The organism is Inhella gelatinilytica, from assembly GCF_016093295.1.
Lineage (GTDB): Bacteria > Pseudomonadota > Gammaproteobacteria > Burkholderiales > Burkholderiaceae_C > Inhella > Inhella gelatinilytica.
This window is the reverse complement of sequence record NZ_JAEDAL010000005.1, coordinates 108,064-132,513: the sequence shown is the minus strand read 5'-3', so window position 1 is coordinate 132,513 and position 24,450 is coordinate 108,064. Positions and strand designations below refer to the sequence as shown.

Genomic DNA, 24,450 nt, shown 5'->3' with positions numbered 1-24,450 from the left:
ATTTAAGTTTACGCGTGTAATCGAAATCGAATGCTTGGGTTTACCCGAGCTGCAACGCCCGCCCGATCGCCCCACGCTTGACCGTGGGTTTGGGCACGCGGATCTCTTCGAACCAGCGGCGCACGTCCCAGTCCAGGCCCACGCCGTGCATGAAGTTGTAGAGCCCGCGCTTGAGGCCCAAGCCCAGGCGGTCGTGGTCGACGGCCGTGGGGTCGATGAAGCCGATGTCGTTCTTCGCAAAGCGGCCGGGCGGCAGCGGAATGAGCTGCACCCCAAAGTCGTCCGGGTTTTGGCCGACCGGAGAGTGCACGGTGCAGGCAAAGCGGTGGAAGAAGCCGCTGTGGATGCAGCCTTCCTCGAAGAGCTGGCGCACGTACTCCAGGGCGTCCACCGTGTCTTGGGCGGTCTGGGTGGGGAATCCGTACATCAGGTAGGCGTGCACCAGCACGCCGTGGTCGGCAAAGGCCTTGGTCACACGGGCCACTTGCTCGACGCTGACGCCCTTGTTCATGAGCTTGAGCAGGCGGTCCGAGGCGACCTCCAGCCCGCCGCTGATGGCAATGCAGCCGCTCTCGGCGAGCTGTTCCACCAAGGCGGGGGTGAAGGTCTTTTCAAAGCGCACATTGCCCCACCAGCTGATCGTCAGGCGGCGGCGGATGATCTCGTCCGCCAGCGCCTTGAGCACCTTGGGCGGCGCGGCCTCGTCGACAAAATGAAAGCCCGTCTGGCCGGTTTCAAGCACGATGGCTTCGATGCGGTCCGCCAGTACTTCGGCGGTCGTGGCCTCGTAGCGGCCGATGTAGTCCAGCCCCACGTCGCAGAAGCTGCATTTCTTCCAATAGCAGCCCAGGGCCACGGTGAGCTTGTTCCAGCGCCCATCGCTCCACAGGCGGTGCATGGGGTTGAGCATGTCCAGCAGGCTCAGGTAGCTGGACAGCGGCAGGCCGTCCCAGGTGGGCGTGCCGACTTCGTCAAAGGGCACTTCGGGCTCGGTCAGACCGCCGATACCGTTCACATAGCGAACCGCCCCGTCGTCGCGAACAAAGGTTCGCACCAGGCGGTTGACGCTGCGCTGCCCCTGCAGGTGCTCGATCAGCGCCAGCAGCACGCGTTCGCCGGCGTCCAGGGTGACGAAGTCAAAAAAGTCGAACACGCGGGGTTCGGCCAGTTCGCGCAGTTCGGTGTTCACGTAGCCGCCACCGAGCACCAGCTTGATCGTCGGGTGGGCGCGCTTGATCGCTTGGGCGATGCGAAAGGCGCCATACACCGAGCCGGGGAAGGGGCAAGAGAGCAGCACGAGCTGCGGGGCGTGCTGAGCGACGGTTTCCAGCGCCAACGCTTCCAGCATCCGATCCACAACGGTGGGTGGCGCGGCCAGGGCCTCCGCCAAAGGGTCGAAATGGGGCTGGCTCATGGCCAGGCTCTCGGCATAGCGCACGAACTCGAAGCGCGGGTCCAGCGCCTCGCGCACGGCATCGGCCAAGTCGTTCAAAAACAGCGTGGCCAGGTGTTTGGCCCGGTCCTGCGCGCCCAGCGTGCCGAAGGCCCAGGCCATGGGGTCGGGCTCATCCTCTTGTCCCGGAATGCTGGCGTCCACCGGCGCGAAGCGCGGTCCTTCGGGCAGGTAGGCGCGGCTGTTGATGCGGTGGGCCAGCGTCGAGTCGCGGCCTTGCAGGAAGGCCAGCACGCGGGGGGTGACCTCGGCAATGCGCTCGGCTTCAAGCCGGTGGAACTGCAGCGCCGGGCCGGGGTTGGGGGCCAGGGCGGCGGCCTCGCGCAACGCCTGCAGGCCTTCCGCACTGAAGAGACGCAGCACCAGGGCCAGGGCCAGGTCGGCCTGGCGCGCGTCGATGCCGCGCGAGCGTAAAAAACCCGTGAGGTAGGCGGTGGCGGGGTAGGGCGTGTTGAGCTGCGTCATCGGCGGGATGAGCGACAGCACGCGAAGCGGCTCGGTCATGGGGCGATTGTCGGAGCCTCCGCCCTGGGGAGGTCGCGGCGCATGATCCACTGGTGCAAGGTCTCCTGCGTGAAGCCGCACCGCAGCAGCGCCTCGCCCCCAACATCCAGCCTCTGGAGGGGGTGGACGCGAATCGTCTGCGCCCCATGCGTGGCGCAAAAGGCGCGCAGCAAGGCCTCCGCCCCGGGTTGGTCCGGGTCGAGGTCGATCAGCGAGCGCAGCAGCCAACCTTCCGCCTCGGAGCCCGTGAACACGAGCTGGGCTTGACCGGCCTGCCAGGCCGTCCAGGGTTCGGATAGGGCGGCCAGGGTGACGGGGCCGACTTGCAGCGGCAGGTCGGGGAGGGTGCGCTCAGCGGCCTGTAGCCATGCCAAGGCGGCGTCAGCGGGGACGGCGGTGACGGCCTGGACCTCGGCGCCGGGCACAGCGCTGGGGCTGGGTCGGCCCGCCCAAGAAAAGCCCATCAAAGCGTGCTGCCGCACAAAGCCCTGGCGCTCATACAGCGCCACCGCCCGCGGGTTTTGCGCGATGACCTCCAGCTCCACGGCGGTCACGCTCGCGGCTGTGGCCCGGGTGAAAAAGTCCTCGAGCAAGAGTTGGGCGGCTCCGCTGCCCCGCGCGGCGGGCACCAAGCCCATGGCACCCAGCCGCCAGCGGCCCAGGGCCGGGCGAGGCGCGACCAGGGCGAAACCCAGGAGATCTCCCTTTGCGTCAGCCACCCCACGGCCGAGGGCCAAGTCCACGCCGTGGCGGGCTAAAAAACCCGGCCACTGCTCGAAGGTGAGTTGGAAGGGCCCGGCCACATAGTCTGAAAACGCCTGTCCAAATGTGGCATGCAGTCGATCCAGTGGAATTTGATCGGTCGGGGAGAGGGTGAGCGTCATGGTTTCGGTATCGCACAAGGCAGGGCTGCCATTGTGAGTGGGGCCGCGCAGGCAAATCCCGATGGTCGATGGGCCCGCAGCGCGCTCCAATCGCGCACCATCTCCCCCCCCAGCCCATGTTTTCTGCAGCATTGACCCCTGAAGCCGCCGGCCTGCCGTCCGACCTGGATGGCGTGCTGCGCATGGCGGCCCAATCCCTGTTCGAGCACCTGGCCGAGGCCTCGCAGGGCATGATGTTGCTGGACCGTGCCCACCGCATCGTCTGGATCAGCGACGGCTACAAGCGCTTCCTGCCGGCCCTGGGCTTCGCGGCCGAGGCCGAGTTCGTCGGGCGCCGCGTGGAGGAGGTGGTGCCCGGAACCTTGCTGGCGGACGTCATCGACACCGGGCGCCCCATCCTCGTCGACCTGCTGACCAATCGCGCCGGCACCTTCGTGGTGAGCCGCCTGCCGCTGCACGATGACGCCGGTCAGGTGATCGGCGCGCTCGGCTTGGTGCTGGCCGCGCACAGTGAGTCCAGCCTGCAGCCGCTGATGCAGAAGTTCTCGCACCTGCAGCACCAGCTCAACGACGCCCGGCGCGAGCTCAGCGAGGGGCGCCGGCCCAAGTACACCATTGGCTCTTTCGTGGGCAGCAGCGCCGCAGCCCTCGAAGTGAAGCGCCAGGCCCGGCGCGTGGCGCCGACCGACTCCACGGTTTTGCTGCTGGGCGAAACGGGAACGGGCAAGGAAGTGCTGGCCCATGCCATCCACTCGGCCAGCCCCCGCGCCCACAAGCCCCTGGTGAGTCTGAACATTGCCGCCATTCCGGACACGCTCTTGGAGGCCGAATTGTTTGGCGTGGCGGCCGGGGCTTTCACCGGAGCCGACCGGCGCGGGCGCGAGGGCAAGTTCGCCATTGCCGATGGCGGCACGCTGTTCCTGGACGAGATTGGCGACATGCCGCTCGCACTGCAAAGCAAGCTGTTGCGGGTGCTGCAGGAGCAGGAGGTGGAGCCGCTCGGCTCCAACCAGGTGCGGCGGGTGGACGTGCGGGTCATCGCCGCGACCAGCCGGGACCTGCCGGCCCTGGTGGCGCGGGGCGAGTTCCGCGCCGACCTTTACTACCGGTTGGCCGTCGTGCCCATCCGCGTGGCACCGCTGCGCGAGCGGCGCGAGGATTTCGAGGCCCTGGTCGAGGTATTGGGCGAAGACATCGCCCGCCGCTCGGGCATGCCCACGCGCACGGTCTCCGCCGAAGCGCTGGAGTTGCTGGTTGCTCAGCCGTGGCCGGGCAACATTCGCGAGCTGCGCAACGTGCTGGAGCAGGCCAGTCTGATGAGCGACGCCCTGCAGTTGGAGGCTAGCCACTTTCTGGGTCTGGTGCCGGGCGCGGCACGGGCCGTGGCGGGGGCCGAGGGCCTGCAGCCCAAACCTTCGATGGCCCCACCCGCCGAGGCAACACCCGGTGTGCGCCCCTTGCCGGAGCAAATCGCCGAATTAGAGCGGCGCGCCATCGCCCAAGCCCTGCTGCAAACCCGAGGCAACAAGGCGGCTGCAGCCAAGCTCTTGCAGATCTCGCGCGCCGCCCTGTACGAGAAGCTGGCCCTGTACGGACTCTGATCACCTGTCTTTTTTTTGGACATTGAGCCGGAGTGGCGCTGTCTGGATTCCAGACGGTGCGCGCTGAGGTGGCCCCGTTGCGGGCGGTTTCTTGTGGGTTTTCCCTGGTTGGCATGGAGCTTGCGAACGTAGGGTGACGGCCCCGACTGCGGGCCCTTCCTGATGGAGTCTCCATGTCGCTGATCCGATCCCTGCGCGTTATCCCCGCCTTGATGCTGGGCTTGGCCTCAACCTGGGCCCCGGCCTTCGGCCAGGGCAAAGACTTGCGCATTGCCCACGTCTACAGCAAGAGCGGCCCGCTGGAGGCCTATGGCAAGCAGACCCATACCGGGCTGATGTTGGGCCTGGAGTACGCCACCGGCGGCACGATGACCGTGGCCGGCCGCAAGATCGTCGTGCTGGAAAAGGATGACCAGGGCAAGCCCGACGTGGGCAAGAACCTGTTGGCCGCCGCCTACGCCGACGACAAGGTGGACCTGGCCGTCGGCCCCACCAGCTCCAGCGTGGCCCTGGCCCTGCTGCCGGTGGCGGAGGAGGCCGGCAAGATCCTGCTGGTGGAGCCGGCAGTCGCCGACTCCATCACGGGGGAGAAGTGGAACCCCTTCATCTTTCGCACCGGCCGCAACAGCTCGCAGGATGCGATCGCCAACGCCGTGGCGCTGGACAAACCGGGCACCCACATTGCCACGCTGGCCCAGGACTACGCCTTCGGTCGCGACGGTGTGAAGGCCTTCCGCGAGGCGCTCAAGAGCGCCCGACTGGTGCACGAGGAGTACCTGCCGACCACCACCACGGACTTCACGGCCGGGGCCCAGCGCCTGATTGACAAACTCAAGGGCCTGCCCGGTCGCAAGATCGTCTTCATCCTCTGGGCCGGCGCCGGCAACCCCTTCAAGATCGCCGACCTCGACTTGAAGCGCCACGGCATCGAGATCGCCACCGGCGGCAACATCCTGCCGGCCATGACGGCCTACAAGCAGTTTCCGGGCATGGAGGGCGCTGCGTATTACTACTTCGGCATGCCCAAAAACCCGGTCAACGAGTGGCTGGTCGCTCGCCACTACAAGCAGTTCAAGACCCCGCCCGACATGTTCACGGCCGGTGGCATGACGGCCGGCATCGCCATCGTCGAGGCCCTGAAGAAGACCGGCGGCGACAGCAAGACCGCCAAGCTGCAGGCGGCCATGAAGGGGCTGAAGTTCCAAAGCCCGAAGGGCGAGATGTGGTTCCGCCCCGAGGACCACCAAGCGCTGCAGTCGATGTTCCATTTCAAGATCAAGGTGGACCCGGCGTTTGAGTGGGGCGTGCCGGAACTGGTGCGGGAGATCAAGCCCGGCGAGATGAACGTGCCTGTCCGCAACAAGTCTTGAGGGCGCCGTGCTTCAAACCCAAGACCTGACGATCCGCTTCGGCGGCCATGTGGCCGTTGACCGCGTGTCCTGCGCCTTTCACCCTGGCACGCTGACCGCCATCGTCGGCCCCAATGGCGCGGGCAAGACGACCTACTTCAACCTCATCAGCGGGCAGTTGCCGGTGAGTAGCGGGCGGGTGTTGCTGAATGGCGAGGACCTGACGAGCTTGAGCGCGCCGCAGCGCACGCGCCGCGGCCTGGGGCGGGCCTTCCAGCTGACGCAGCTGTTCCCACACCTGACCGTGCTGGAAAACGTGCGCTTGGCGGTGCAGGCTCGCTGTGGGCTGGGCTTGCGGCTGCTCTCGGTGTGGCTCAGCCACCGGGCCCTGATCGATGAGTCCATGGTCCTGCTGGAACGGGTGCGACTCGCAGCGCGGGCCAACGATCTGGCCGCGAGCCTTCCGCATGGAGACCAGCGCAAGCTGGAGGTGGCGCTGTTGATGGCGCTGCAGCCCAAGGTCTATCTGTTCGATGAGCCGACCGCGGGCATGAGCGTGGACGAGGTGCCGGTGGTGCTGGACCTGATCCGTGAGCTCAAGCGCGAGGGCAAGCACACGATCCTGCTGGTGGAGCACAAGATGGATGTGGTGCGCGAGTTGGCGGATCGGATCGTGGTGCTGCACCAGGGGGCCTTGGTCGCGGATGGCGAGCCAGCTGCTGTGATGGCTTCGGCTGTCGTGCAGAACGCGTATCTGGGGGTGGCCGCATGAGTCCGACCCTGCTGAAACTCGCCGGCGTCCACACCCACATCGGCGCCTATCACATCCTCCACGGCGTGGACCTGGAAGTGCCGGAGGGGCAAGTGACCATGCTGCTGGGTCGCAATGGCGCCGGCAAGACCACCACCTTGCGCACCATCATGGGCCTGTGGCCACACAGCCAAGGCACGATCGAGTTCGCCGGCAGCAAGCACAGGCAAAGCACGCCCGAGATCGCCCAGCAAGGCATCGCCTACGTGCCCGAATCCATGGGCATCTTCAGCGACCTCAGCGTGGCCGAGAACCTGCTGCTCGCCGCAAGACAAGCCAAGCGCCTGCAAGACCTGGATGAAGCACGCTTGAACTGGCTGTTCGGCCTCTTCCCCGCGCTTAAAACCTTTTGGCAATACCCCGCCGGCAAGCTCAGCGGTGGCCAGAAGCAGATGGTGGCCATCGCCCGCGCGCTGATCGAGCCGCGCCGCCTGCTGCTGATCGACGAGCCCAGCAAGGGCCTGGCGCCGGCCATCGTGCAGAACCTCATTGAAGCGCTGCGCGAACTGAAGAAGCAACAGACCACCGTGCTGCTGGTGGAGCAGAACTTCGCCATGGCCAAGGCCCTGGGCGACCGCGTGGCCGTGATGGACGACGGCCGCGTGGTGTACACCGGGGCCATGCAAGAGCTGGCGGAAGACGAAGGGCTGCAACAACGCCTGCTCGGTCTGAGCCTGGGAGCGCACCAATGAACACCGTGTCGACCGCGGCCACGCCCGCCGCCCTGCCGCGCGAGCGCTTTGACTTTTCGCCGCTGGCCCTGCTCGCTGGCTTGGCCCTGCTGGCCTTGCCCTTGATCGGCAGCGCCAGCTCCTGGGCCACGCTGACCCTGGCCGGTCTGGCCATGGGCCTGATCGTGTTCATCATGGCCTCGGGCCTGACGCTCGTGTTCGGCCTGATGGACGTGCTGAACTTCGGCCACGGCCTGTTCATCGCGCTGGGTGCCTTCATGGCGACGACCGTGCTCGCTTCCCTGAGCGGCCTCGTGCACAGCCCGGACCTCAGCGCCAACCTGCTCGCGGTGGGTACAGCCTGCCTGGTGGGCATGGGCGTGGCGGGTGCGGTGGGCCTGGCCTTCGAGCGCGTGCTGGTGCGGCCGGTCTATGGCCTGCACCTCAAGCAAATCCTGATCACCATGGGCGGCATGATCGTGGGCGAAGAGCTGCTGAAGATGCAGTACGGCGCGCAGCTCGTGCCCATCACACCGCCCGAGGGCCTGCGCGGCGCGCTGCTCTTTGGCGACGTGGCGCTGGAGCGATTCCGCTTGCTCGCGATGGTCGTCGGCCTTGCGGTGCTGGTCGGTCTGCTGTGGCTGCTGAACCGCACCAAGTTGGGCCTCCTGATCCGCGCTGGCGTGCAGGACCGAGAGATGGTGGAAAGCCTGGGCTACCGCATCCGCCGCCTCTTCATTGGCACCTTTGTAGCGGGCTCGGGGCTGGCGGGGCTGGGCGGTGTGCTCTGGGGTCTTTACCAGCAGGGCGTCACGCCGCAGATCGGCGCCCAGCTCAATGTGCTGATTTTCATCGTCATCATCATTGGCGGCCTGGGCTCCACCTTCGGCAGCTTTGTGGGCGCGCTGCTGGTGGGCCTGGTGGCGAACTACACCGGCTTCCTGGCGCCGAAGCTGGCGCTGTTCTCGAACATCGCGCTGATGGTGGTGGTGCTGTTGTGGCGGCCCGAAGGGCTCTACCCCGTCGCGCGGAGGGCTGGCTGATGTTGAAGACCTTGCTCTCGCATGACCTGCCACGCAGCCGTGTGCTGGCGGCACTGGTGGTGATCACCGTGCTGGGCCTGCTGGCCACGCCCTTCCTCTTCCCCGGCACCAAGCCGATGAACGTCGCGGCCAAGGCCCTGGTGTTCATCGTGCTGGTGGCCAGCTACGACCTGCTGCTGGGCTACACCGGCATCGTCAGCTTTGCGCACACGCTGTTCTTCGGTATCGGCGCTTATGGCGTGGCGATCGCCAGCCATCGGATGGGTCCGGGCTGGGATGCGGTGCTGCTGGGCGCCGGCGCCGCCTTGCTCGCCAGCCTGCTGCTGTCGCTAGTCATCGGCCTGGCCTCTCTGCGGGTCAAGGCGATCTTCTTCGCCATGATCACGCTGGCCGTGGCCTCGGCCTTCCTGACCCTGGCCTCGCAACTCAGCGAGTTCACCGGCGGCGAAGACGGGCTGAACTTCAAGGTGCCCGAGCTGCTGCGCCCCGCCACGGTGTTCCTGGACGAGCCCTGGTTCGGTGTGGACGTGGATGGCCGCCTGCTCAGCTACTACGGCCTGTGCGCGGCAGTGACCGTGCTGGTGCTGCTGATGCTGCGCATCGTCAACTCGCCCTTCGGTCGTGTGCTACAGGCCATCCGCGAAAACGCCTTCCGCGCCGAGGCCATCGGTTACCGCACCGTCGTCTACCGCACGCTGTCCAACGTGCTGGCCGCGCTCTTTGCCACACTGGCCGGCGTGCTGTTGGCGCTGTGGCTGCGCTACGTGGGGCCCGAGACAGCGATGTCCTTCGAGATCATGCTGGACATCCTGCTGATCGTCGTCATCGGCGGCATGGGCACGATCTACGGCGCGGTCATCGGTTCGGTGCTGTTCGTCTTGGCGCAGAACTATCTCCAGGACTTGATGCGACTGGCACAAGGGCCGCTCGCCGATGTGCCGGTGCTCGGTGCCATGACCTCGCCGGACCGCTGGCTGCTCTGGCTGGGCGTGCTGTTCATCCTCTCGGTCTACCACTTCCCGACCGGGATCGTGGGCAAATTAAGGGCGCCCCCAGTCTCCCCGCGGTCGCCACCCCCCGAGGGGGCCGCGGCCGGCTTGGGGCGGCCCGGCGCCGGCCGGACGCGCCGGTCATGAACTCGCGCTACCTGCGCTGCCTGGGCCGCGAAGTCCACTTCATGGACTGGGGCGACCCGACCAATCCCGAGGTGGTCGTGGCCTGGCATGGCCTCGCGCGCACCGGGCGGGACATGGACGAGCTGGCGCAGCAGCTGGCGCCGCGCTTTCGCGTGCTGTGCCCGGACACGATTGGCCGTGGCCTCTCGCAATGGAGCCCGAATCCGCGGGATGAATACTGCCTGGACTTCTATGCCGAGCTGGCCACTGCGCTGCTGGACCAGCTGGGCGTGGCGCAGTGCCTGTGGGTTGGCACCTCGATGGGCGGCGCCATCGGCCTGGTGGCCGCGGCTGGGCCGCTGCAAGGGCGCATTCGCCGCCTGGTGCTGAACGATGTTGGCCCCGAACTGGCCGAGCCGGCACTGGCGCGCATCCGCACCTATGCCGGCCTGCCGCCGGCCTTCGCCACGATCACCGAGCTGGAAAGCTATTTCCGGCAGATCTATGCGCCCTATGGCTGGTTGAGCGATGCCCAGTGGCGCCGCCTGACCGAGACCTCGGCACGCCGCCTTCCCGATGGCCGCGTGACCCCGCACTACGACCCGGCGATGGTCGAGCAGTTCGTTCACCATCCGCAGGATTACGAACGCTGGATGGAGTGGGATCGCCTGAGCTTGCCCGTGCTGGCGCTGCGTGGCGTCGACTCCGACCTGCTGACCCCCGAGGTTTTTGAGGCCATGCGCGCGCGGGGGCCGCGCGCCGTCGGCGTCGTCGTCGAAGGCTGTGGCCATGCACCGGCGCTGAATACCCCCGAGCAGCTCGGTTTGATCGAGCGCTTTCTGATCGCCCATTGAATCTGGAGTCCCCATGAGCTTGAAAGGCCGTACCGCGCTGGTGACCGGTTCCACCCAAGGCATTGGCCTGGCCATCGCACAAGCCCTGGCTCGGGCCGGCGCCCAGGTGGTGCTGCACGGCATCGAACCCGTGGAACAAGGCGCCGTGGTCGCGGCGCGACTGCAGGAGGAGACCGGGGCCCGCTGTGCCTACGTGCGAGGCGACCTGAGCGACGAGCAGGCCGCCGCCGGCTTGGTGGCTGCGGCAACCGAGGCGCTCGCCCCGCCCGACATCCTGGTCAACAACGCCGGCATCCAGCACACCTGTGGCATCGCCGAGTTCCCGGCGGCGCGCTGGAACGCCATCTTGGCCATCAACCTCAGCAGCGCCTTCCACACCATGAAGGCGGCCATCCCTGGCATGCGCGCGCGCGGCTGGGGGCGCATTGTCAACATTGCCTCGGTGCACGGGCTGGTGGCCTCGGTGAACAAGAGCGCCTACCTGGCGGCCAAGCATGGGCTGGTCGGCCTGTCCAAAGGCGTGGCTCTGGAGACGGCGGCAGAGGGCATCACGGTGAACTGCATCTGCCCGGGCTGGACCGACACCGCGCTGATCCAACCGCAGATCGAAGCGCGCGCTGCGGCCTTTGGCGGTGACCGGGCGGCTGGCATTCGCGACCTGCTGCGCGAGAAACAGCCCAACCTGACGCTGCTGCCCCCCTCGCACATCGGCGAGGTGGCCGTGTTCTTGTGCGGCCCAGCCGCCGCAGGCATCACTGGCGTGGCGCTGCCGGTGGATGGGGGCTGGACGGCGCAGTGACTTTCAGTGTCTGGATTCCAGGCAGCGCCTGGAAATCAGACAGCAAGACCGCCGCCGCCTGTCTGCAATCCGTGCACCGCGCCGTTGCCCTGGCGACAAGCGGAGCCCGGGACCCGCCTGCGGGGACGGCCGGTGCCCCCAAATCCAGCCTCCAACCCTGGTTTCTGATGGTTTTCCCGTGGGTTTGCGCTTTCGGCACGCAACTTGCGAAATCCCAGCCAAGGTCACCGGTGCGCAGTTCGCATCGGGTGTTTTTGAACCTCAGTTTTCATTCACCGGAGAGTCCTTCATGTCTGTGTCGTCTGTCGTGCGTTTGCATCCCCTGGCCCTGGCCGTACTGGCCCTGATGGCGGCTCCGGTCGGCGCCCAAACCGCCCCTGAAAAAAAGACCGAGGCTGATGAGGGCGCGCTGGAAAAAGTGGTGGTCACCGCCCGCAAGCGCGAAGAAACCCTGCAGGACAGTCCGGTGGCTGTGACGGCCCTGACGGCCCAGAGCCTGGACCGCTTGAACATCAAGAACCTGGGGGATTTGCAGGGCAATGTGCCCAGCCTGACCGTGTACGCAGCGCGCGGCAGCAACAGCACCATCACCACCTTCATTCGCGGTGTGGGGCAGGCCGATCCGCTGTGGGGCGTCGACCCGGGGGTGGGCATCTACCTGGATGACGTCTACATGGCGCGCCCGCAGGGGGCCCTGCTGGAGGTCTTTGACGTGCAGCGCATCGAAGTGCTGCGTGGCCCGCAGGGCACGCTGTACGGTAAGAACACCATTGGCGGTGCGGTGAAGTACGTGTCCCGTCCCTTGGGCACGAAGACGGAAGGCGTGGCGTCTTTGACGCTGGGCGACTACGGCCAGCGCCAGTTCAAGGCGGCGCTGGGCGGTGGCACCGACAGTGGGGAGTGGCGCGGCCGTGTGGCGGTGGCCAAGGCGCAGCGCGACGGGTTTGGCAAGAACCTGACCGACGGTACCGATGTCAGCAATCAGGACACCGAGGCCGCTCGCGTGCAACTGGGCTGGTTCCCCAGCAGCCTGCCGCTGTCGGTGCAGTTCGCGGCTGACCGCACGAACGACCACTCCAACATGCGCGGCTTCCAGCGCATGGCCACCAACAAGTTCATTGCCAACGACGTGCTGGACCCCAGCCGGTACGACATCGCCAGCGGCATGCCCAACGCCAACATGACCGAAGCCGGCGGCCACGCCTGGACGGTCAACTTCGACCTGGGCAAGGACTGGAGCGGCAAATTCATCAGCAGCTACCGCTCCAGCGACACCGACACCTCCATCGACTTTGATGGCCGCCCCAACAAGGTAGCCGATGTGCGCGCCTTCTACAGCGACCACGCCCGCAGCCATGAACTGCAATTCACGCGCGCAGGGGGCGGCGTCATCGGTCTCTACCGCTTTGAAGGCCAGGCTGGCGGTCAGGTGCGCAACAACTTCTTCAACCTGAGCTTCGGTGACACGCGCGGAGAGGTCTACACCAGCAGCACGGCGGCCTACGCGGACTGGGATTGGGAGCTGACCTCTGCCCTGACGCTCTCGGCCGGCCTGCGTGCCACGCGCGAAGAAAAGCGCGCCGTGGTGCTCAACCGCGCCTACAGCGATGCGACCTTCACCACGCCGACCGCCACGGTGTCGAACTTTGACAAGACGCGCACGGTCAACAACACCTCCCCCAAGTTGTCGCTGGGCTATGAGCTGAGCCGCGACACCAAGCTCTATGCCACGGCTTCGCGCGGCTTCAAGAGCGGTGGCTACAACATCCGCGCCAATGTCACGGCCGTGCCGTCGTCCAGCAAGCCGTTCGAGGACGAAACGCTGGACAGCTTGGAGGTGGGTGCCAAGATGCTGTTTGACCAGGGTCGGTTGGAGCTCAATGCCGCGGCCTTCCACAACAACTACAAAAACGTTCAACTCTCGGTGTTCACGTCGTACACCCAGGCCAATGGCCAGCCAGGCTTCTTCGGTGACTTCACCAACGCGGGCAAGGCGACCGTCAACGGTCTGGAACTCGAATGGATCTGGCGCCCCACGCGCAACTGGACCTTCAAGGGCAATGCGGCGGTGTTGGATGCCAAGTACGACGAGTACCTGGACAAGGGCGTCAACATCGCCGATCAGAAGAAGTTCAGCAACACGCCCAAGGTCTCGGGCGCGATGGACGTTGAGTACCGCACGGCGTTTCCCTTGGGCGGCGAAGTGCGCACTCGCGTGGGGGTGAGCTACCGCAGCAAGGTCTACCCGACCACGGACCTGAGCGAGGTCATCGCGCAGACCGGTTATGCCCTGTGGTCGGCGGGTGTGATCTGGGAACGGGATCGAAACTGGACCTTTGCCCTGCAAGGCAGCAACCTCAGTGACAAGGCCTATCGCACGGACGGCTACAACATCCCGGCGCTCGGGGTGCTCAATGGCTTCTACGGTGCCCCGCGTCAGGTGAGCTTCACCACCACCTATCGTTTCTGAGGCCGCTTAGGCTCCTAAGACCGACCCGCCGGCGGGGTGGCAGTGCCCCCTCGCCGGCCTCTTGATCCGATTGCCATGCACGCTCTGCATCGCTTTTACGCCAGCGAGGACGGACTGCGCCTCCATGTGGCCGACTACCCCGGAGCCGATGAAACCGCCCCGGTGCTGCTCTGCCTGCCGGGGTTGACCCGCAACGGCCGGGACTTTGCCGCGCTCGCCGCTCGGTTGGGACCGCGCTACCGGGTGCTGTGTCCCGATCAGCGGGGCCGGGGCCTGTCCGCGTGGGACGCTGACCCTGCGCGATACCGCCCGGATCGCTATGTGGCGGACATGGGCCGCCTGCTGGATGAACTGGAGGTCGCGCAGGTCACCATCATCGGCACCTCGCTGGGCGGCATGATGGGGATCATGCTGGCCGCCTGGCAGCCCGCGCGGGTGCGCGGCGTGGTGCTCAACGACGTGGGCCCGGTGCTGGACCCCGCTGGGCTGGCCCGCATTGCGGGCTATGTGGGCCAGCCCGTGCGGGCGAACAGCCTGGCCGAAGCCATGGCGCTGACGGCCGCCGTACAGGGCTCCGTGTTCCCCGACTGGACGGCTGCGGACTGGCGGCGCATGGTCCTGGAGACCTGGCGCGGGGAGGGCGCGGCGTGGGTGCCGGACTACGACCCCGCCATTGCTCAGGGCCTGGCCAATGGCAGTGCCGTGCCGCCCCTGTGGCCGCTGTTCGAGGCCGTGGGCACCTTGCCCCAGCTGCTGCTGCGCGGTGAGCTGTCGGACCTGCTCCAGGCCGAGACCGTGGTCGAGATGCAGCAGCGCCTGCCGGGTTTGCAGGCGGTCACGGTGCCCAATCGGGGCCACGCGCCCACGCTGGACGAACCCGTCGCACACGCGGCCCTGGAGGGCTGGTTGGCGCAAGTGGTGCCGGTTGCGCCCACGTTGTAAGGTCGGGCTCTGCTGCGCTGCAGCAAGCCCTTGGTTTTCACGTAAGCTGACGGGCTTACCGAATTGAGGTTCCTCACCCCATGAACAAGATCTACCCGAGCGCCGCTGCGGCCCTCGAAGGCCTGGTTCACGACGATCAACTGATCGCCGTGGGCGGTTTTGGCCTGTGTGGCATTCCCGAGGCGCTGATCGAGGCGCTCAAAGACTCGGGCGTCAAGAACATCACCGCCATTTCCAACAACGCTGGGGTCGACGGGTTCGGCCTGGGCAAGCTCCTGGAAACGCGCCAGATCAAGAAGATGATCTCCAGCTACGTGGGTGAGAACAAAGAGTTCGAGCGCCAGTACCTGGCGGGCGAGCTGGAGTTGGAGTTCACGCCCCAGGGCACGCTGGCCGAGAAGCTGCGCGCCGGCGGGGCGGGCATTCCGGCCTTCTTCACTCGCACCGGCGTGGGCACGCTGGTGGCCGAAGGCAAAGAGCTGCGCGAGTTTGATGGCCAAACCTATGTCATGGAACGCGCGCTGACGCCGGAACTCAGCCTGGTCAAAGCCGACGTGGCCGATAAGAGCGGCAACCTGCGCTTCAACCTCACCGCGCGCAACTTCAACCCCGCGGCCGCCATGGCCGGAAAGGTCTGCGTGGTCGAGGTCGAGCGCATCGTCGAAGTGGGCGAGATCGCCCCCGATGACGTGCACCTGCCCGGCATCTACGTGCACCGCATCGTGCACAACCCCAACCCCGAAAAGCGCATCGAGAAGCGCACCACGCGACCCGCTTGAGGAGCTGACACGATGGCCTGGACCCAAGACCAAATGGCGCAGCGCGCCGCCCAAGAGCTGCAGGATGGCTTCTACGTCAACCTCGGCATTGGCATCCCCACCCTGGTGGCCAACCACGTTCCCGCCGACAAAGAGGTGTGGTTGCAAAGCGAGAACGGCATGCTCGGCATCGGCCCCTTCCCCACGGAGGACGAAGTCGACGCCGACCTCATCAACGCCGGCAAGCAAACCGTGACCACCCTGCCGGGCAGCTCCATCTTTGGCAGCCACGAGAGCTTTGCCATGATCCGGGGTGGCAAGATCAACCTCTCCATCCTGGGCGCCATGCAGGTCACCCACAAGGGCGATCTGGCCAATTGGATGATTCCCGGCAAGATGGTTAAGGGCATGGGGGGCGCCATGGACCTCGTGGCTGGCGTCAAACGCGTCATCGTGTTGATGGAGCACGTGGCCAAGAAGAAAGACGGCACAGAAGACCTGAAGATCCTGCCCGCCTGCACCCTGCCGCTCACCGGTCAAGGTGTGGTCAATCGCATCATCACGGACCTGGCCGTCATGGACGTGACCCCCGAGGGCCTGAAGCTGGTGGAGCTTGCCGAGGGTGTGACGCGCGAGTTTGTGCAGAGCAAAACGGGTGTGCCGCTGAACTGAGCAGCGCTCGACCGTTGCCGGCCCCCAACGGCCGCCCGAGTGATTCGGGCGGCCGTTTTGTTTTCGGCAGGCGAGTTCTTTGTAGTTTCACTAGGTTTCTAAGGGTTTTGACGCTCACCTGTATGTAGCAAAACTACATACGCTCAACCCCAAGCACTGAACTTTGGGGAATGGGCGATGGCGATGGGGAAGGTTTGGACTTCGAGTTGGGGCGCCCTGCGCGCTGCGGTAGGGGCGACCTTGGTGGCGGCCCTCGTGGCTTGCGGGGGCGGGGGTGGGGGCAGCACGACGCCCACGCCCAACCCGCCGCCGCCCGCGCCGGCCCCCGACCCGCGACTGGTGCAAGGCAATGCGGGCTTTGAGACGGTGCTTCATGCGCAAGCCGCCCAGACCAGCACGGGCGGCGGTGGCGGCACGGCAGAACCCACGACGCTGACCATTCACTACCAGCGCTCCGGGGGTGATTACACCGGTTGGCAAGTCCACACCTGGAAGTCCGCCCAAGATCCGGGCTGGAACAACGGCCACAACATCAGCCGCACGGATGGCTTTGGGGCGGTGTATGACGTGCCGCTGGCGCAGACCACGGGCGACGTGGGCTACCTGTTCCACAAGGGCGATGACAAGGACCATGGCGGTGCCGACCAAATCCTGACGCTCAAGCCCGGCAAAAACGAAATCTGGCGCAAGCAGGGCGACCCGAACACGTACACCTCGCTGGCTGCAGCCGGTGGCCCGCCGCCGACCTTGGATTTGGACACCGTTCGGGTCCACTACAAGCGCTTTGACGGGCAGTACAGCGCCTGGGGCCTGCACCTGTGGAATGGGAGCGGGCTCGACAGCAGCCGGCTGCCGGGTGTTGCCATTGAGCAGTGGGGCAATGCGGCGGGTTTTGACCGCATGCCCTCGTACGCTGCGGGCGCGGGTGAGGTGGTGTTTGACATCCCCGTGCTGAACCCCAAGCTGGACGCCTCGCGCACGAGTCTGGAATTCATCATCCACGGCAAGGCGCCGAACGAGAACGACAAAGACGGTCGCAACGACAACATTCAGGTCCGCTATGCAACGCTCACGGTGACCAACCGCGTGGGCGAGATCTGGCTGGTGCAGGGCGATGCCACCGTGTACACCGCCGCGCCGGACCTGCGCCGTGCGAACGTGAACGAGGCGCGGGCGTTTTGGTTGAACAAGCAGCTCATCCAGTGGCCGCAGGTGGATGGCACCGGCACGGTGAAGCTCTATCACTCGGCCACAGCGCAGATCGTGGCGGTGAAGGGTGAAGCCGTGCGCGGAGCGGACGGCAGCTTGACCCTGGAAGGCTTTACCGGCACGGTGCCCGCGGATGCGGCCGATCGCTTCAAATGGATTGCGGCGGGCGCGCGCTTCAAACTGCCCGATGCGCAGGCTGGGAACCTGGCCGCCTGGCTGAAGAACCAGGTGGTGATCGTTCAAGAAAACGCGAGCGGCCAGGTGCAAAACGCCACCGCCTTGCAGTCCGCCGCCGCGCTGGACGACTTGTATGCGGCCGCGGCGGGTGTCCAAGACCTGGGGGTGAGCCCCGGCAGCACGACTCGCTTCAAGCTGTGGGCGCCGACGGCCCAAAAGGTGTTGGTCTTCACCTACCCGAATGCGACGGGTGAGGCCGAGGGCGTTTACGACGCCAGCTTTGACACCGCGACAGGGGTCTGGACGGCCACGGCCGCGGCCGACCTGACGGGCAAGACCTACCGCTATGCGGTGGAGGTGTACGTGCGCGGCGTGGGGGTGGTGCGCAACTTGGTGACCGACCCGTACGCCGTGGCGCTGACCGCTGACGGCAAGCGCAGTGGCGTACTGAGTCTGCAGGCAGCGGCGACCAAGCCGGCGGGGTGGGACGGGTCAGCCATTCCCGCCACGGTGCAGGCCCCGACGGACATGAGCATTTATGAACTCCATGTGCGCGACTTCTCGGCCAACGACCCCACGGTCAGCGCCGCCAACCGCGGCAAGTACGGGGCCTTTGGCGAGGCGGGCAGCAACGGCATGAAGCACCTGAAGGCTCTGGCTCAGTCCGGCCTGACGGATGTGCACCTGCTGCCGGTCTATGACTTCAGCTCGGTCCCCGAAACAGGGTGCAGCACGCCCACCCTCACTGGAGGTGCGGCCGATGAAACCCAGCAAGCCGCCGTTGAGGCCAGCCGCGGCACGGATTGCTTCAACTGGGGCTATGACCCGCAACACTACAACGCGCCGGAAGGCTCGTACGCCAGTGACGCCAACGACCTGAACAAGCGGGTGCTGGAGTTCCGTCAGATGGTGATGGGCCTGCATGGGGCGGGGCTGCGCGTGGGCATGGACGTGGTCTACAACCACACCTCCACGTCCGGTCAGCGCGAGCGTTCGGTGTTGGACCGCGTCGTGCCAGGGTATTACCACCGCTACAACGCCGTGGGGGGCATCGAGCAAAGCACCTGCTGCGAGAACACCGCAACCGAAAACCTCATGATGGCCAAGCTCATGAGCGACTCGGTGCTGCTGTGGGCGCGCGAGTACAAGATCGCCAGCTTCCGCTTCGATGTGATGGGCCACCAGCCCCGTGCGGTGATGGAAGCGATCAAAGCTCGCCTCAAAACCGAGCTGGGCCGTGAGGTGCAGATGCTGGGCGAGGGCTGGAACTTCGGTGAAGTGGCCGATGGCCGCCGCTTCGTCCAGGCCAGTCAGTTGAGCTTGAACGGCAGCGGCATCGGGACCTTCAACGACCGCTTGCGCGATCAGGTTCGCGGCACCAGCTTCGGCGAGGGCACGGGCTTCGTCGGCAATCAAGGCTTTGTCAACGGTCTGTTCTACGACGCCAACCCGCAGGGCGGGGCCAAGACGCGCGGTGACCTGGGCTGGGCCAACGATGTGGTGAAGGCGGGTTTGGCCGGATCCATCCGCTCCTACAGCTTGGAAACCAGTTGGGGCGCGACGAATGAGCTGCAGTCCCTGGGCAACCAACTGGTGGGTTATGTGGTGGAGCCCAGCGAGGTGGTGAACTACGTGGAGAACCACGACAACCACACGCTCTTTGACCTGAACGCCTTCCGCCTGCCCACCAACACCAGCCGAGAAGACCGCGCTCGCGTTCAAATCCTGGCGGCGGCCATCAACGCCTTCAGCCAGGGCGTGGCGTACTTCCATGCGGGGGTGGACACGCTTCGCAGCAAGAGCGGGGACCGCAACAGCTATGACGCGGGCGACTGGTTCAACCGTCTGGATTGGAGCTACCAAGACAACTACTGGGGCACGGGGCTGCCGCTCAAGAGCGACAACCAAGCCAATTGGGAGGTGCTCAAGCCTTTGCTCGCCAACAGCGCCCTCAAGCCGACGCCCAGCGACATTGCCTGGACGCGCGATGCCTTCCGGGACGTGCTTAAGATTCGCGCCAGCACGACGCTGTTGCGTCTGCGCACGGCAGCGGACATCAAGGCCCGCTTGCGGTTCTTCAACACGGGCGCCAGCTTGGACCCAACCGCGGTGATAGCGGCCGTCGACGGCAGCGGCTATGCGGGGGCCAATTTCAATGAAGTGGTCTATGTGATCAACGTGGACAAACAGCCTAAGCAGATCACGGTGGAGGCCCTGAAGAACCGGGCCTTCCAGCTCCACCCGGTGCAGGCGGCGGCCACCGCAGCGGATGCGCGCGTGCGTGCCGGTGCGACCTACGAATCCGCCAGTGGACGCTTCAACGTGCCTGCGCGCAGTGCGGCGGTGTTTGTGCGCTGATCGCCGTCGAAAGCGAAAAAAAGGGCCGCTCGGTGAGCGGCCTTTTTTTGTTTGAATCGCGTCGGCAGCGTCAGGCGTCGCGTTCGGGGATCTCAGCCCGTGTTTCGCAAGCCCGCCGCAATGCCGTTGATCGACAGGTGGATGCCGCGCTGCACGCGCTCCATGACCTCGGGATCGACCTGCGACTGTGCGCTCAAGGCGCGGTAGCGCCGCATCAGCTCGACCTGCAGGTGGTTCAACGGGTCGATGTAGGGGAAGCGATGGGCGATGGACCGGGCCAGCGAGGGGTTGGTGGCCAGCCGTTTGTTGTCCCCGGTGATCAGGCTGAGCGCCTCTTCAGTGCGGGCAAACTCCCCGCGAATCGCGGTGAAGATGCGTCGCCCCAGCTTTTTGTCTTCCACGAGCTCGACGTAGCGGGCGGCCAGCTCCAGGTCGCTCTTGGCCAGCACCATGTCCAGGTTGGACAGCAAGGTGCGGAAGAAAGGCCACTGCCGGTGCATTCGGCGCAAGAGCGCCAGGCGCTTGGCATGCCCGGCGCTGCCGGCCTCGCCCAGGTAAGCCATCACGCCGGAGCCGAAGCCGCACCAGCCGGGGAGGGCCACGCGAGCCTGACCCCAGCTGAAGCCCCAAGGAATGGCCCGGAGGCCTTCAATGGCTTTGGGGCCCCCGCCGCTGCCGGGCCGCTTGGCCGGGCGCGAGCCAATGTTGAGCTCGGCAATCTCGCGGATGGGGGTGGCGGCGAAGAAGTAATCGGCAAACCCATCGGTCTCGTAGACCAAACCGCGATAGGCGGTAAAGCTGGCATCGCTCAGCTGCTGGGCGGCCTCCAAAAACGTCTTGGGGGCGTCTTGGGTCGGGTGTAACAAACTGGCTTCCAGCGTGGCGGCCACCAGGGTCTCGAGGTTTCGTCGTCCGATCTCCGCGTTGGCGTACTTGGAGGCGATGACTTCGCCTTGCTCCGTCAACCGGATCTGGCCATTGACCGTCCCCGGGGGCTGGGCCAGGATGGCTTGGTAGCTGGGGCCACCGCCCCGGCCGACGGTGCCGCCGCGCCCGTGGAACAAGCGCAGCGTCGGACCCCCATGGTGAGCCCGCAAAGCGTCAAAGAGTTCAACCAGGGCAATCTCGGCGCGATAAAGCGACCAGTTGCTGGTGAAGACGCCGCCATCCTTGTTGGAGTCCGAGTAGCCCAGCATGATGTCCTGCTCGCCGCCACTGGCCATGACCAGTTCGGGGACGCCGGGCAGGGCATAGAACTCCCGCATGATGGTTGGCGCCTCCCGCAGGTCGCCAATGGTTTCAAAGAGCGGCGAAACGATGAGCTCGCAGCGCGCATCCCGGCCCAACTGGCCGTGCAGCAGGCCCACCTCTTTGCACAGCAGCAGGACTTCGAGCAGGTCGCTGACCGATTCCGTGTGCGAAATGATGGCGTGCCGAATGGCCTGGCGACCGTAGCGTTGCAGGGCCTCTTGTGCGGCTTCAAACACCGCGAGCTCGCCCTCGCTGCGCTCGCTGTATTGGTGCCCCACCACCCGCAGGGGCCGGGCTTCGCTCAGCAAGCGCAGCAAGAGGCTTCGTTTGGCCACCTCATCCAGTTCGCTGTACGCCGATTCAACGCGCGCCACGGCGAGCAATTCGGCCACCACGCTCTCATGCTGGTCACTGCTTTGGCGCAAATCCAGGGTGGCCAAGTGGAATCCAAAGACGCCGACGGCCCGCATCAGCGGCGTCAGGCGTGGCGCAATCAAGGCATCGGCATGGTGGTGGCGCAGCGAGGCTTCAATGACCCGCAGGTCGGCCAGCAGCTCGTCGGGGCCGGTGTAGGCATCCTGAGGCGCGACCGCGTGACGCAAGGCTTCGGTGCCGGTGAGTGCGTGCAAGGTGGCGGCCATGCGGGCGTACATGCCCGTGAGGGCGCGGCGATAGGGTTCATCCTGCCGGTGCTCGTTCCGATCGGGGCTGCGCGCGGCGAGTTGCTGCATCTCGGGTGTGATGCGGGCCAGACGGGCGGAAATGGACAGCTCGGCCCCCAATTCATGCAACTCGGTCAGGTAATGGCGCAGCGCCACTTCCGCTTGCCGTTTCAGGGCATGGCGCAAGGTGGTCGCTGTGACATTGGGGTTGCCATCTCGGTCCCCGCCAATCCAGTGGCCCATGCGCAAGAAGGAGGGCAAGGCCTGGCCGGGCAGGGCGGCTTCGAGCTCGCCGTAAAGGCGCGGAATTTCCGACAAGAATGTGGCGGGGTAATACGACAGCGCGTTCTCGATCTCATCGGCCACGGTCAGCTTGGAGTACCGCAGCATGCGGGTCTGCCAGAGCTGTGTGATGCGGGCGCGTAGCAGGTCCTCATTGGCTTTGCGGTCGCGCTCGGTATTCAGAAATTCGCGCTGATGAATCAGTTGCGCGACGGCGCGTTCGGCGTCCAAGATGCTCTTGCGCTGCACTTCGGTGGGGTGGGCCGTGAGCACGGGCGAGATGTGGGCGCGCTCCAGCAGGGCGCTGATGTCGGCCGGTCGAACGCCGGCGCCATGCAACGCATCCAAGCTGAAAGCCAGCGAACCGGGATGCAGGTGTCCGGCGCGGTCGTGATGTTCCCGGCGGCGGACATGGTGGCGGTCTTCCGCGATGTTCGCCAGGTGACTGAAGTAGCTGAAGGCTCGAATCACCATCACGGCCTGATCGGCGGACAGCCCTTTCAACAGGCGATCGAACTGGCGACCCGCCGCTGCATCCTGCCCGCGCCGCCAGGCCACAGAAAGTTGGCGGATGCGCTCCACGAGCTCGAACGCCTGCCGGCCTTCTTGGTCGCGAATGACATCGCCCAGCAGGCGGCCCAGCAGACGAATGTCGTCTCGCAGCGGCAGATCTTTATCAGCGTCGGGGGCGGGGGTGCGTTCGGTGCGTTTCATGGCATGTAACTCTTGCGTATTTCTAATGTAACTTGGTTACTTTGAGGTGCAACAAGACATTCGCCGGTGAGCGCAGGCGGGCTTCGTGAGGCAGATAGCATGCTGCCATGCGTGAGATTTTGAAAATTGCCACTCGCAAGAGTCGTTTGGCCCTGTGGCAGGCCGAACACGTTCAAGCCTTGTTGGAGGCCCAGTGGAGCGTGCAGGTCGAGTTGGTCCCTTTGTCCACCCGCGGGGACGAGATCCTGGACCGCAGCCTCTCCAAGGTGGGCGGCAAGGGCTTGTTCGTCAAGGAATTGGAGCTGGCCCTGGAGCGGGGGGAAGCCGATTTGGCCGTGCATTCGCTCAAGGATGTGCCCATGAGCTTGCCAGAGGGCTTCGCTTTGGCCTGTGTCATGGAGCGCGAAGACCCGCGCGATGCCTTTGTAAGCCCGCGCTATGGGTGCTTGGCGGATTTGCCCCAGGGCGCGTGTGTTGGAACGTCGAGCTTGCGACGCAGCACGCAGCTCAAGTCCCTGCGCCCGGATCTGCGCATCGAACCCCTGCGGGGGAATTTGGACACGCGCCTGCGCAAGTTGGACGAAGGGGGCTTTGACGCCATCATCTTGGCGGCGGCTGGATTGCTGCGGTTGGAGTTGGCCGAACGAATCCGCGGCTACTTTGCGACCGATGAGTTGATCCCGTGTGCGGGGCAGGGGGCTCTGGGGATTGAAGTCCGGGCAGACCGCGCGTCATTGATTGAGCGGTTGGGCACCTTGGCCCACATCCCAACCGCATGGGCCTGTGCCGCGGAGCGTGAAGTCTCTCGGCGATTGGGGGGCAGCTGTTCCATGCCGCTGGCGGCGCATGCCGTGTGGTTGCCGGCCGGTGAACTGGAGCTCAGCGTGGCGCTGGGGCCCGCTGAAGGTGAGTCGGGCCCGCTGCTGCGATCGATCCATCGCGCGCCAGTGAACGATGAAGGCGCGGCCCGCACGCTGGGTGCCCTGGCGGCTCAGGCGCTGGTGGATCAAGGGGCGCGCACGCAAGCCTCAGTGTGACCGCCCCACTGATTCTCACTGCACCAGCCGCCCAGCAGGGCCGCTGGCAATCGGCACTGACCGCACTGGGCGTCGAAGTTCAGGGGGTGCCGCTGATCGATATCGTCGTGGCCCCATTGGAGACATTGGAATCGGCCTGGGCGGCCGTGATGCGGGGTCCGCGCTTGGTGATTTTTGTGAGCCCGAGCGCTGTGGCGGCCCTTGACGCTGTAGCCGGCCTGAAATGGATCGGTTGGCCGCGCCCTGTGATGACGGGTTGTGTAGGCCCCGCCACGGCTCAGGCGTTGCGGCTGCGAGGGGTCAGGGACGTGGTGTCTCCGGCCGAGGACAGTGAGCGGTTTGAATCGGAGGCCTTGTGGCCGTTGCTCCGGGAGCGTGGGGGTTGGCAGGGTGCATCGGTCCTCATGCTTCGCGGCGATGGGGGGCGTGAATGGCTGGCCGACCAGTTGGCGGCCGAGGGCGCCGCCGTTCAGGCCTTGAGTGTGTACCAGCGAGTCTGCCCGGACGCGAGCGGGGAGCGGCAAGCGGCCGTGGAGCGCTTGAGAGGCGCACCGGCGTTGTGGCTGCTGACCAGTGCGCAAGCGTTGAAGCATGGCCTGGCCAATCAATGGATTCGGCCTGGAGACTTTGCCTTGGCCACCCATCCGCGCATTGCCGAAGCCGCCCATCGCGAGCACTTGCGGGTCGAGTTGGTGCGGAGTGAGCCCGAAGCTGTTGCGGCTGCATGGCGGACCTGGGCTGCACAGCACCCCCCTTCGGCCCCCGCTGCTTGCTGAAGCCCGGGCCTGGAGGGCCATGGCCGGGCTACTTGCCGACCGTCCCTAGAATCCTTCA

The 24,450-nt window shown here is 66.1% G+C and carries 18 protein-coding genes; 15 read left to right on the top strand and 3 right to left on the bottom strand.

The features are described 5' to 3' along the window. Positions 1–40: 40 nt before the first annotated feature. Both I7X43_RS11390 and I7X43_RS11385 read right to left on the bottom strand, forming a co-directional pair. A complete protein-coding gene (locus I7X43_RS11390; protein ID WP_198101063.1) occupies positions 41–1,957 on the bottom strand; it encodes a B12-binding domain-containing radical SAM protein in 1,917 nt (638 codons plus the stop codon). Further along, entirely contained in the window at positions 1,954–2,841 is an 888-nt protein-coding gene (locus tag I7X43_RS11385) for a GNAT family N-acetyltransferase (protein WP_198101062.1), read from the bottom strand. The genes I7X43_RS11390 and I7X43_RS11385 overlap by 4 nt, the downstream gene beginning before the upstream one ends. Positions 2,842–2,957: 116 nt before the next feature. Here I7X43_RS11385 and I7X43_RS11380 point away from each other — a divergent pair, with 116 nt between their 5' ends. The 13 genes from I7X43_RS11380 to I7X43_RS11320 all read left to right on the top strand — a co-directional run bounded on the left by I7X43_RS11380 (position 2,958) and on the right by I7X43_RS11320 (position 19,670). Beyond that, a complete protein-coding gene (locus tag I7X43_RS11380; protein ID WP_198101061.1) occupies positions 2,958–4,442 on the top strand; it encodes a sigma-54 interaction domain-containing protein in 1,485 nt (494 codons plus the stop codon). 212 nt (positions 4,443–4,654) lie between these two features. Continuing rightward, positions 4,655–5,812 (top strand): substrate-binding domain-containing protein, encoded by a 1,158-nt coding sequence (locus tag I7X43_RS11375; protein ID WP_246480373.1) that lies wholly within the window; start codon positions 4,655–4,657, stop codon positions 5,810–5,812. A gap of 7 nt (positions 5,813–5,819) precedes the next feature. Next, complete coding sequence (locus tag I7X43_RS11370) at positions 5,820–6,563, top strand: ABC transporter ATP-binding protein (protein WP_198101059.1); 744 nt, start codon at positions 5,820–5,822, stop codon at positions 6,561–6,563. Next, a complete protein-coding gene (locus I7X43_RS11365) occupies positions 6,560–7,294 on the top strand; it encodes an ABC transporter ATP-binding protein (protein WP_198101058.1) in 735 nt (244 codons plus the stop codon). Before I7X43_RS11370 ends, I7X43_RS11365 begins: the two co-directional genes overlap by 4 nt. Then, the gene (locus I7X43_RS11360) at positions 7,291–8,316 is read left to right on the top strand and encodes a branched-chain amino acid ABC transporter permease (RefSeq protein ID WP_198101057.1); all 1,026 of its coding nucleotides are present in this window, start codon (positions 7,291–7,293) and stop codon (positions 8,314–8,316) included. The genes I7X43_RS11365 and I7X43_RS11360 overlap by 4 nt, the downstream gene beginning before the upstream one ends. Next, entirely contained in the window at positions 8,316–9,452 is a 1,137-nt protein-coding gene (locus I7X43_RS11355) for a branched-chain amino acid ABC transporter permease (RefSeq protein WP_198101056.1), read from the top strand. Before I7X43_RS11360 ends, I7X43_RS11355 begins: the two co-directional genes overlap by 1 nt. Next, on the top strand, positions 9,449–10,285 hold the full coding sequence (locus I7X43_RS11350; protein WP_198101055.1) for an alpha/beta fold hydrolase: 837 nt from the start codon (positions 9,449–9,451) through the stop codon (positions 10,283–10,285). The genes I7X43_RS11355 and I7X43_RS11350 overlap by 4 nt, the downstream gene beginning before the upstream one ends. A 13-nt stretch (positions 10,286–10,298) precedes the next feature. Further along, positions 10,299–11,084 (top strand): 3-hydroxybutyrate dehydrogenase, encoded by a 786-nt coding sequence (locus I7X43_RS11345; RefSeq protein ID WP_198101054.1) that lies wholly within the window; start codon positions 10,299–10,301, stop codon positions 11,082–11,084. A gap of 289 nt (positions 11,085–11,373) precedes the next feature. Next, positions 11,374–13,554, top strand: coding sequence for a TonB-dependent receptor (locus tag I7X43_RS11340; protein WP_198101053.1), 2,181 nt, complete (start codon positions 11,374–11,376; stop codon positions 13,552–13,554). A gap of 75 nt (positions 13,555–13,629) precedes the next feature. Further along, complete coding sequence (locus tag I7X43_RS11335) at positions 13,630–14,496, top strand: alpha/beta fold hydrolase (protein WP_198101052.1); 867 nt, start codon at positions 13,630–13,632, stop codon at positions 14,494–14,496. Between the two features lie 80 nt (positions 14,497–14,576). Then, a complete protein-coding gene (locus tag I7X43_RS11330; RefSeq protein ID WP_198101051.1) occupies positions 14,577–15,275 on the top strand; it encodes a CoA transferase subunit A in 699 nt (232 codons plus the stop codon). Between the two features lie 12 nt (positions 15,276–15,287). After that, positions 15,288–15,926 carry a 3-oxoacid CoA-transferase subunit B gene (locus I7X43_RS11325; RefSeq protein WP_198101050.1) on the top strand — a complete coding sequence of 213 codons (639 nt, stop codon included), beginning with the start codon at positions 15,288–15,290 and terminating at the stop codon, positions 15,924–15,926. A gap of 177 nt (positions 15,927–16,103) precedes the next feature. Beyond that, positions 16,104–19,670: an alpha-1,6-glucosidase domain-containing protein gene (locus tag I7X43_RS11320; RefSeq protein WP_246480363.1), complete on the top strand. Its 3,567-nt coding sequence runs from the start codon at positions 16,104–16,106 to the stop codon at positions 19,668–19,670. A gap of 92 nt (positions 19,671–19,762) precedes the next feature. Here the strand turns inward: I7X43_RS11320 and ppc are convergent, their stop codons facing one another. Next, positions 19,763–22,579, bottom strand: a complete 2,817-nt coding sequence (gene ppc, locus I7X43_RS11315; RefSeq protein WP_198101049.1) for a phosphoenolpyruvate carboxylase — start codon at positions 22,577–22,579, stop codon at positions 19,763–19,765. A gap of 107 nt (positions 22,580–22,686) precedes the next feature. Here ppc and hemC point away from each other — a divergent pair, with 107 nt between their 5' ends. Together hemC and I7X43_RS11305 are read left to right on the top strand one after the other, a co-directional pair. Next, positions 22,687–23,616, top strand: a complete 930-nt coding sequence (gene hemC / locus I7X43_RS11310) for a hydroxymethylbilane synthase (RefSeq protein ID WP_198101048.1) — start codon at positions 22,687–22,689, stop codon at positions 23,614–23,616. Beyond that, complete coding sequence (locus I7X43_RS11305) at positions 23,613–24,392, top strand: uroporphyrinogen-III synthase (RefSeq protein WP_198101047.1); 780 nt, start codon at positions 23,613–23,615, stop codon at positions 24,390–24,392. The genes hemC and I7X43_RS11305 overlap by 4 nt, the downstream gene beginning before the upstream one ends. The last annotated feature ends 58 nt before the right edge of the window (positions 24,393–24,450 follow it).